The 8,455-nt window shown below is 63.0% G+C and carries 8 protein-coding genes; 4 read left to right on the top strand and 4 right to left on the bottom strand.

Annotated features, from left to right (window positions below):
- Nucleotides 1-483 precede the first annotated feature (483 nt).
- The gene (menD, locus tag NW809_RS08800; protein WP_414401958.1) at nucleotides 484-2,277 is read left to right on the top strand and encodes a 2-succinyl-5-enolpyruvyl-6-hydroxy-3-cyclohexene-1-carboxylic-acid synthase; all 1,794 of its coding nucleotides are present in this window, start codon (nucleotides 484-486) and stop codon (nucleotides 2,275-2,277) included.
- On the opposite strand, the gene miaA is transcribed toward menD, so the two are convergent.
- Entirely contained in the window at nucleotides 2,201-3,223 is a 1,023-nt protein-coding gene (miaA, locus tag NW809_RS08805) for a tRNA (adenosine(37)-N6)-dimethylallyltransferase MiaA (RefSeq protein ID WP_011429004.1), read from the bottom strand. The two genes, menD and miaA, sit on opposite strands and share 77 nt — an antisense overlap.
- Nucleotides 3,224-3,503: 280 nt before the next feature.
- On the opposite strand from miaA, the gene NW809_RS08810 reads away from it, so the two are divergent.
- Nucleotides 3,504-4,196, top strand: coding sequence for a hypothetical protein (locus NW809_RS08810; RefSeq protein WP_240530352.1), 693 nt, complete (start codon nucleotides 3,504-3,506; stop codon nucleotides 4,194-4,196).
- Nucleotides 4,197-4,353: 157 nt separating this feature from the next.
- Here the strand turns inward: NW809_RS08810 and rpe are convergent, their stop codons facing one another.
- Nucleotides 4,354-5,064, bottom strand: a complete 711-nt coding sequence (gene rpe / locus NW809_RS08815) for a ribulose-phosphate 3-epimerase (protein ID WP_414401959.1) — start codon at nucleotides 5,062-5,064, stop codon at nucleotides 4,354-4,356.
- Nucleotides 5,065-5,223: 159 nt separating this feature from the next.
- Nucleotides 5,224-5,409, bottom strand: coding sequence for a hypothetical protein (locus tag NW809_RS08820; RefSeq protein WP_011429007.1), 186 nt, complete (start codon nucleotides 5,407-5,409; stop codon nucleotides 5,224-5,226).
- A 147-nt stretch (nucleotides 5,410-5,556) separates the two neighbouring features.
- Here NW809_RS08820 and NW809_RS08825 point away from each other — a divergent pair, with 147 nt between their 5' ends.
- Entirely contained in the window at nucleotides 5,557-5,967 is a 411-nt protein-coding gene (locus NW809_RS08825; RefSeq protein ID WP_011429008.1) for a VOC family protein, read from the top strand.
- Nucleotides 5,964-7,550, top strand: a complete 1,587-nt coding sequence (locus NW809_RS08830) for an NAD(P)H-hydrate dehydratase (RefSeq protein WP_414401960.1) — start codon at nucleotides 5,964-5,966, stop codon at nucleotides 7,548-7,550. Before NW809_RS08825 ends, NW809_RS08830 begins: the two co-directional genes overlap by 4 nt.
- On the opposite strand, the gene NW809_RS08835 is transcribed toward NW809_RS08830, so the two are convergent.
- Nucleotides 7,547-8,380: an undecaprenyl-diphosphate phosphatase gene (locus tag NW809_RS08835; protein ID WP_414401961.1), complete on the bottom strand. Its 834-nt coding sequence runs from the start codon at nucleotides 8,378-8,380 to the stop codon at nucleotides 7,547-7,549. The two genes, NW809_RS08830 and NW809_RS08835, sit on opposite strands and share 4 nt — an antisense overlap.
- Between the last annotated feature and the right edge of the window lie 75 nt (nucleotides 8,381-8,455).

The following is an 8,455-nucleotide window of genomic DNA, read 5'->3' on the forward strand; positions in this document are numbered from 1 at the left end:
GATCATGTACTCGTTGTCCATTTGCTTGGGCAATGTGATGAACTCGTCCCCACCCACCATCAGTTGGTTGATCAGCTCTGTGTATTCTCTAGCTTCCTTGACCCGTACCTGCATGGTTTGTCCACCTTCGAGCATGATGTGGACAAGGTATCCATCGGGTTTTCTGGCCATGGGTGCTCCTATTGGGTGCAGCGAAGGTCGATAAGGGGCGTTCTCATGAACATTATTCCCCCATCGGAGAGGCCTGGCCAACCCTTGCCCCCGCCAGGAAATCTGGAGTTGCGGCGCGACCAACCGACTTGAGGCAGTTTCCCGGGCGCCTCCCCGGCCCACAGCTCCCCTCCCAAAAAGAGAGGAAAGGCGAAGGAAGGCCAAAGCAAGTGGTTCCCCTGCGATTGGGGATGGCTATAGATTACTAGGATGTGCCTATTTTGGGCTTCCTACCCAACTTGCTCGATCTCCCCGCTGGCTGGGATAGCTGGAGTGACTGGCGCAAACTCCCTTCAACGGCTGGACTGGCGCAACCTCAACACCCTCTGGGGATCCATTTTGGCCGAGACCTTGAGCCGGCTGGGTTGTCGGGTGGCCGTGGTCTGTCCAGGATCCCGTTCTGCCCCCCTCACCTATGCCCTAGCCCAGCACCCTGAGATCGAGGCCATTCCAGCGGTGGACGAGCGGTCGGCGGCCTTTTTTGCCCTCGGCTTGGCCCAGCAAACTCGGCAGCCCATCCCTCTGGTGTGTACTTCCGGCAGCGCCGGCGCCCATTTTTTCCCTGCTCTCATCGAGGCGGCAGAAAGTGGTTGGCCCCTTTTGGTGTTGACGGCGGATCGGCCGCCGGAGCTGCGCCACTGCCGCGCCGGGCAGACCATTGACCAGGTGAAGCTCTACGGCCACTACCCCAACTGGCAGGCGGAGCTGGCCCTGCCCAGCGCCGACCTGGAAGCTCTGGCCTACCTGCGCCAAATGATCATCCACGCCTGGGAGCGTGCTCTCTACCCTTTCCCGGGTCCGGTGCATCTCAACGTGCCTTTGCGGGATCCCCTAGCTCCCGTTGCCGATGGCAGCACGGCGCCGCTGGTTCATTTGCAGGAAGATCCGGAGTTTGAGAAAACCTTTTTCCGCGGGGTTATCTCCCCATCTGGCCTGGTCACCCCGGCTGGCGGTTCTGCATTCGCGTCAACAGCTTCCTTTTGGCAGGAGTGGTGTGGCTGTGAGCGGGGGGTGATCTTGGCAGGGCCGGCCCAACCGGCAGACCCCCAGCGTTATGCAGAGGCGGTGGCCCGCTTGGCGCTGGCCCTGGGCTGGCCGGTGTTGGCGGAGGGACTCTCCCCTTTGCGCAACTACGCTTCCCTCAACCCCTACCTCATCACCACCTACGATTTTCTCCTCCAGGGAGAGCAACCTCCTCTTTGGCCAGAGCAGGTGATCCAACTGGGACCCTTGCCCACCAGCAAGGCCCTGCGGCAAGCCCTGGCCCAAGCCCGACCCCGCACCTGGCTGCTCGACCCTCGGCCCCAGAACGCCGATCCCCTCCACAACCCCACCACCCACTTGCCCTTTGTCGTGGAGGAGGTGGCGGCAGGGATCCCGGCAGGCAAGGCCAAAGCAACCGCTTTTCTACAAACCTGGCTGCGGGCGGAAGCCAAAGCTCGGGCTGAGCTGGATCGGCTGCTGGCTGACCTGCCGGAGTGGTTTGAGGGCAAGCTTGCCTGGTGGCTGGCCCACCACCTGCCGCCGGAGACGCCGCTATTTATTGCCAACAGCACGCCGGTGCGGGATGTGGAGTGGTTTTGGCCACCCAACGACCGCCATATCCGGCCTTACTTTAACCGCGGCACCAACGGCATCGACGGCATCCTCTCGACTGCCTTTGGGGTGGCCTACCGCCATCGGCCAACAGTGCTGCTGACTGGGGATCTGGCCTTTCTGCACGACTGCGGCGGCCTGCGTCTTGCCCAATGCCTCCAGGGATCCCTGACCATTCTTCTCATCAACAACCAGGGGGGCGGCATCTTCGAGCTGCTGCCCATTGCCGAGGCGGGCCCACCCTTTGAGCCCTACTTTGCGACTCCCCAGGCGGTGGATTTTGCCCTCCTCTGCCAGGCCCATGGCATCCCCCAGCAGCGGATAGAGACCTGGGAAGAGCTGGCCCAGGCTTTGGATCCCTTGCCCGCCCAAGGGGTGCGGGTGTTGGAGATCCTTACGGATCGGCGGGCGGACGCGCGGCGACGGCAGGAGTGGTTCCGGCGCTGGTCTGAGCTGCCATCCACGCCGTAACCCGCTTCCAGATCTGTTCGGGCAGATCCTCGGCCTCGCAGTCCAGCCACTGGATCCCTGGCATGGCCCGAAACCAGGTCATCTGCCGCTTGGCAAACTGGCGGGTGCGCCGCACAATCAGAGGCTGCAGCTCGGCTGCCGGGATCCGCCCTTCCAGGTAAGCGCCGATCTCCGCATAGCCCAAGGTCTGCAAGAGGGGCAGGTCTGGGCCGTAGCGCTGCCGCAGCGTTTTTACCTCCTCAATCCAGCCTGCCGCCAGCATTTCTGCTGTGCGCCGGGCAATGCGTTGTTCCAGACGGGGCATTGGGCAGTGCAACCCCAAGAGCAAAATGGGGTAGTCAGGAGGATGGGCCTGCCGCAGGTAGGAAGCCGGCTTCCCAGTGGTGTAGATGATCTCCAAAGCCCGCAGGGTGCGCACTTCATCATGAGGGTGAATCTGCCCCGCTGCCACAGGATCCAACTGCTGCAGCCAGGCGTAGCGGATCTCGGGCGGCCACGTCTCCAGTTGAGCGCGCAACTGAGGCTGGGGGGGAACTGCCGGGATCCCTAAGCCTGCCGTGATCGACTGAATGTAGAGCCCTGTGCCCCCCACCAGAATAGGAGTCTGTCCCTGCCGATGGGCTGCGGCAATGCGCGCCTGGGCCGCCTGCTGAAACTCGGCCACTGTATAGGTGTGGCGGGGATCCACAAAGTCAATCAACTCGTGGGGCCAGAGGGCCCGCTCGGCGGGAGTGGGCTTGGCAGTGCCGATGTCGAACTCCCGGTACACCTGACGAGAGTCGGCGTTCAACAGGGGGGATCCCAGCCGCTGGGCCAACAGCAGCGCCTGGCGCGACTTGCCGGTGGCCGTGGGGCCAGCGATGACGACAAGCCCCGGCCTTGCAGTCGAGGAGGGGGAGGGAGGTTCTCGACAGTCGCGCCCATTTGGAGACCGGTTTTGATCCATCCGCCGGCAAGAAAGTTCACCCAGGGCAGCAGATTAAAATTTTCAAAGAACCTTAGCGCTGTGGCTAGAATAGAACATCCATAGTCTCTATCGTCTTCCCAGCTCTTCGAATTTCCCCGTGATCTCATCTTATGTCCCTGCTTCCGTTGCCATGTGGGGCGGGGCACGGCCTCGGTTTAAACTGCCCCTTGTCAAACTGCTTTTCCTGTTGCTGCGGGCCTCGGCACGGCTAGGTCTGGCCGGCCTTGGCAGAGCCCTCGGAGCAGGAATCCTGGCGGCGTTGCTGGCGTGGGAACCGCGCCCTGCCTTGGCAGAGGTTTTGGTGCTCAAGCAGGGAGAAGTGCGAACTTTGCCCCTATTGCAAACAAGTGCCCGGCTGCCCCTGCAGATGGAAATGCTCTATTTGGGCATGGTGGAGGAGCGCTTCTTGAGCTACGCCCGCGCCAACAATTGGGAGACTATTTCCAGCGACCGGGAGGATCCCCGCTGGAGCCGCTGGCAACTGCGCCCGGGCGGTGAGGCCCTTTACCTGCCGGATGCCCCTTCGTCGCGGGATCCCTTAGAGCCCCCCCTCTATGCCCGTGGGTTTTATGTGGAGGCCTACTTCATGGGCGGGCGGCTGGCGGGGATGCACCTAATTGACAATCCAGAAGAGCCGGGCTTCAATTTAAGGCAACTGCAAAGGCTTGTTCGCGCCTGGTTCCCCGATAATCGCCTGATGGTGTACTACCAGGTGCTGCCGGAGGATCCGGACCAGCAGGTGCTGGGCGCCTACTGGGGCACTGTCCCTCCCCCTTACCTTGCCACCATTCAGCGCAACAGCCGCCTGCCCTTCTGCCAGACCTTTTTCAGCCCCACTTCGCCCCAGCCCATCACGCCTCCTTCCACACCTCCCCATTGCCTAGTCCAGGCCGCCGGTGAGGACGGTACCGTGCCTTTGGCTGCCCAGAAGAAGACCAACGCTCTGCGCTAGAATTTCGAGCCCATCCTCCCACCAGAAGGGATCCCTGCCGCTGAGCCGTGGCCCTTCCCAATGGGCTGAGGGTGAGGAGCGCCAGGCCTTCTCCCCTCTCTTTTGCGCCTTGGCCTGAGAGGAGTCCAAGGGCAGGGTTTTCCCAGATCAGCTCAAATCAAACCGTTACCAGCTCGGGGCGGCGGCTGTGGCGAATGGCACGAATGGCTTCCCCGTAGTCCTTGGCCTTGAACACGGCTGAGCCAGCCACGATGGCGTTGGCCCCCGCCTCGATCACCTGCCAGGCGTTGCTGGCCTTGATGCCGCCATCTACTTCAATCCAGGGATCCAAGCCGCGCTCGTCGCACAGGGCTCGCAACTGGCGAATCTTGGGCACCACCGCCGGGATGAAGCTCTGCCCGCCAAAGCCAGGGTTGACACTCATGATCAACACCAGATCCACCAGATCCAGCACGTACTGGATCAGCTCCAGGGGGCTGGCGGGGTTGAGCACCACGCCTGCTTGCTTGCCCAGATCCTTGATTTGGCCGAGGGTGCGGTGCAGGTGAATGGTGGAGCTGGACTCGGCGTGAACGGAGATGATATCGGCCCCCGCCTTGGCAAAGTCGGCCACATACTTCTCCGGCTCCACGATCATCAGGTGCACGTCCAGGGGCTTGGCCGTAACCGGGCGCAGGGCTTCTACCACCAGCGGGCCGATGGTGATGTTGGGCACAAAGCGGCCATCCATCACATCCACGTGGATCCAGTCGGCCCCTGCCTCGTCCACCGCCCGCACTTCTTCCCTCAAGCGGCTAAAATCGGCTGAAAGGATGGAGGGGGCGACGACGATCGGCTTTTGCCCAGAAGCTGCTGACGGCTGAGTCATGGTGAGTATCCAAGTTGTAAACCGCAAAATAGGGGAGCTCGCTCCTCTATGGTACGGAGTTTGATCCCCTTTGCAAACTGCCTCTTGGCTCGGAGCCTAGGGTTGCAGGGGAGAGGTGGAGCCAGCACTGGCCTCGACCCACCGCCATCCCCGGAAAACTTAGGCCAGATGTCCCCAGAGATCCGGTGGCTGCGCGTTGCTCTGAGGCTCTGGAGCAGCCTGCTCTGAGGGAGCCGGGTTCACCTCTTCTTCCAGCCGCAGGGCCAGCTGCTGCAACTGCATATAGATGCTGTTGACAGCCAGCATGGCCAAGACGGTGCCGAAAAACTTGGTGCGGGATCCCATAGACCAACTCCTGGGTAAGAACCAAGATAGGACAAAGGTACGTTCCTCGCCGCTGCCCTAGCTCCAACTTAGCGCACAGGCGGAGCAGGCTCTTGGAGAAAATATGGTTTCCCTCGACAGATGCAAGCACTTTCCCGGAGCAATGTCATGACCGCCTCCCCAAAGCCCGCCTACCAGCACCTGCACACCGCCCTTTGGGTCAGCGATCTGGCCAGGGCCGAGCATTTCTACGGCACGGTGCTCGGGATCCCCAAGGCAGAACGGTTTCCCTTTGACTTTCCCGGCGCCTGGTACCAGGTGGGGTCTTCGCAGATTCACTTGATCGTCACTGAGGAGCCGCTTGACCAGGGGCAGCAAGCCAGTCGTGGCAGCAGGGCGAAGTGGGGGCGCCTTCCCCACGTGGCGCTGGGAGTGGAAGATCTGGAGGCGGTGAAAGCCCGCCTGCTGCAGGCAGGCTATGAGGTGCAGCCCAGCGCTTCCGGGCGGGCGGCTGTGTTTGTCCGCGATCCGGATGGGAATGTAATCGAGCTAAGCGCCATTGGCGCAACTGAGCCATGAACCCTCTCCCCCCAGCGATACCGCCTGTAACACCAGCGCGGCGTGGCGATAGGGATCCCCGCTGCCAGTTCGACCCGGCCACCGCCCTGGTCAGCGCGGCGCAGATGCAGCGCCTTGAGGAGGAGATCTTCGCTGCCGGCATGCCCGTGGCCGCCCTGATGGAAAAGGTAGGGCTGGCCGCTTTTGCCCAGTTGCAACAGGATTTTCCCCAGGCCCAGCGCATCGGCATCCTCTGCGGGACAGGGCACAATGGCGGCGACGGCTTGGTGGTCGGACGAGAGCTGCGGCTGGCCCAAAGGTCGGTGAAGGTGTGGCTGGGCAAGCCAGATCTCAAACCCCTGACCGCCGAGCACGCCCGCTACCTCAGGGCCCTGGGGGCGGAGTTTGTGGAGCGGGTGGAGGCGTTGGCCGACTGCGACCTGCTCATCGACGCCCTCTTTGGCATTGGCCTAAACCGGCCCCTGGGGGATCCCTGGGCGGAGGCGGTGGAGTGGGCCAACGGCAGCGGCATTCCCATCCTCAGCCTGGACCTGCCCTCCGGCCTCAACGACCAGACAGGCGAGATCTGGGGCTGCTGCATCCGCGCCAGCTACACCTATGCCCTGGGCCTCTGGAAGCGGGGCCTGTGGCAGGAGGCGGCTCTGCCTTGGGTGGGACGTCTGTGCCGCCTCGATTTCGGCATTCCCCCTTGGGCCTGGCCGGAGGTGGAAGTTCCCCAGGTGTTGCTGCACCCCTGGCCCCATTTCCCCCCCGATCCGCCTTTGGATACCCACAAATACCGCCAGGGATCCCTGTTGCTGGTGGCGGGATCGACAACCTATGCCGGGGCGGCGGTGTTGGCCGGGCTGGGATCCCGCGCCAGCGGCGTGGGCATGGTAACCCTGGCGGTGCCGGCAGAATTGAAAGGGCTCGTCCACAGCGCTTTGCCGGAAGTCTTGGTTCACGCCTGGGAAGGGATCCCCTCCCTGCTGGCCGAGAAACCCTTTCAGGCGGTGGCGGTGGGGCCGGGCGTGGGAGAAACCCGCCGTCTGCTGCTGGAGATCCTGCTGCAGGATTGGGCCGGGATCCCTTGGGTGATCGACGCCGATGGCCTCAACGCCTTGGCGGAAATAGGGGTGGAGCGCTTGCCAGAACACAGGATCCAAGCCATCCTCACCCCGCACCTGGGGGAGTTTCGCCGGCTTTTTCCGCACCTCCCGCTTTCAGATCGCATGGAGGCAGCCCAGAGAGCAGCAGCCCAGAGCGGGGCAGTAGTGGTCTTGAAGGGGGCGCGGACGGTCATCGCCTCTCCTACGGGGGAATGCTGGGTCAACCCGGAAAGCACACCGGCTTTGGCCCGCGGCGGCAGCGGCGATGTTCTGACCGGCCTGATCGGCGGCCTGGTGGCGCGCAGAAGGGCTCAACTGGGTCAGTCGATGGGGATCGCGGAGCTGCTCAGTTGCGCCTGTGCGGGGGTGTGGTGGCATGCTCAAGCAGCCATCCATTTGGCGGGGGAACGGGGTCTAACGGGCGTGGATCCGGCCCACCTGGCGGAGCACCTGCCGAAAGCGCTGCGGATTCTGCGGCAACAAAAGCCCACTTAAGGTTGCAAAAACCCCAGGGCCAGCCCCAGGAAAATGAACAGGCCAAAACCAATCCGATAGACAATGAACACCCAGGTGCTGCTGCGCTGCAAAAATCGAATTAGCCAGTCGATGGACCCGTAGGAGAAGACAAAGGCCGAGAGCGTCCCCAGCCCCTGCGACAGCAGCGCCTCTGCCCTGAACTCGGCGATAAACTCCGCCACCCCGGCCAAAAAGAGGGCCGGGATCCCCAGCAAAAAGGAGTAGCGGGCGGCAGCCGAGCGCTGCAAATCCAGCAACAGAGCCGCCGTCAGCGTCACACCAGAGCGGGATACCCCTGGGATCAAAGCCAAGGCCTGGGCCAGCCCCACCCAGATTCCATCCCAAATGCCCAAGCTGTCTAGGCCTCGCCGGCGTTTCCCCACCCGTTCCGCCCAGCCCAAAGCCAGGGCCAAGCCAATAGCGGCAGCAGCAATCACCCACAACTGGCGGGGCGGAGATCCCCAAATGGCCTTGACGGCCCATCCGGCCACCACAATCGGCAACGTTCCCACCAGGATCCCCGTGAGCAGCCGCCAAGACTCCTGCTGGAAGTCTCGCTCCTGCCAAGCCCTCCAGGAGCCAAGGAGCAACTGGCGCAGGTCAGAGGCAAAGTAGATCAACACTGCTCCCAGACTGCCCAGCTGGATCACCGCCGCAAACGAAGCTCCCGCATCTGGCCAGCCCAGCAAAGCCGGAAACACTCGTAGGTGGGCCGTGCTGCTGATGGGCAGAAATTCCGTGATCCCTTGCACCATGCCCAAGACCAGGGCCTGCCACCAGTTGGGATACCAGATATCGGCCAGCACCAAAGAAAGCCTCTCCCAGTACGCCAGGCTACTGTCTGGAGGGGAGTTTCCCTCACCCCCAACCCCTCTCCCTTAGGG

Source organism: Synechococcus sp. WC101 (assembly GCF_047461555.1).
Classification (GTDB): Bacteria; Cyanobacteriota; Cyanobacteriia; order Thermostichales; family Thermostichaceae; genus Thermostichus.

What these genes read in the sequence shown, in the direction of transcription:
- miaA (WP_011429004.1), bottom strand. Translation starts at nt 3,223, where the DNA reads ATGGATCAAAACCGGTCTCCAAATGGGCGCGACTGTCGAGAACCTCCC.
- rpe (WP_414401959.1), bottom strand. Translation starts at nt 5,064, where the DNA reads ATGACTCAGCCGTCAGCAGCTTCTGGGCAAAAGCCGATCGTCGTCGCC.
- NW809_RS08820 (WP_011429007.1), bottom strand. Translation starts at nt 5,409, where the DNA reads ATGGGATCCCGCACCAAGTTTTTCGGCACCGTCTTGGCCATGCTGGCT.
- NW809_RS08825 (WP_011429008.1), top strand. Translation starts at nt 5,557, where the DNA reads ATGACCGCCTCCCCAAAGCCCGCCTACCAGCACCTGCACACCGCCCTT.
- NW809_RS08830 (WP_414401960.1), top strand. Translation starts at nt 5,964, where the DNA reads ATGAACCCTCTCCCCCCAGCGATACCGCCTGTAACACCAGCGCGGCGT.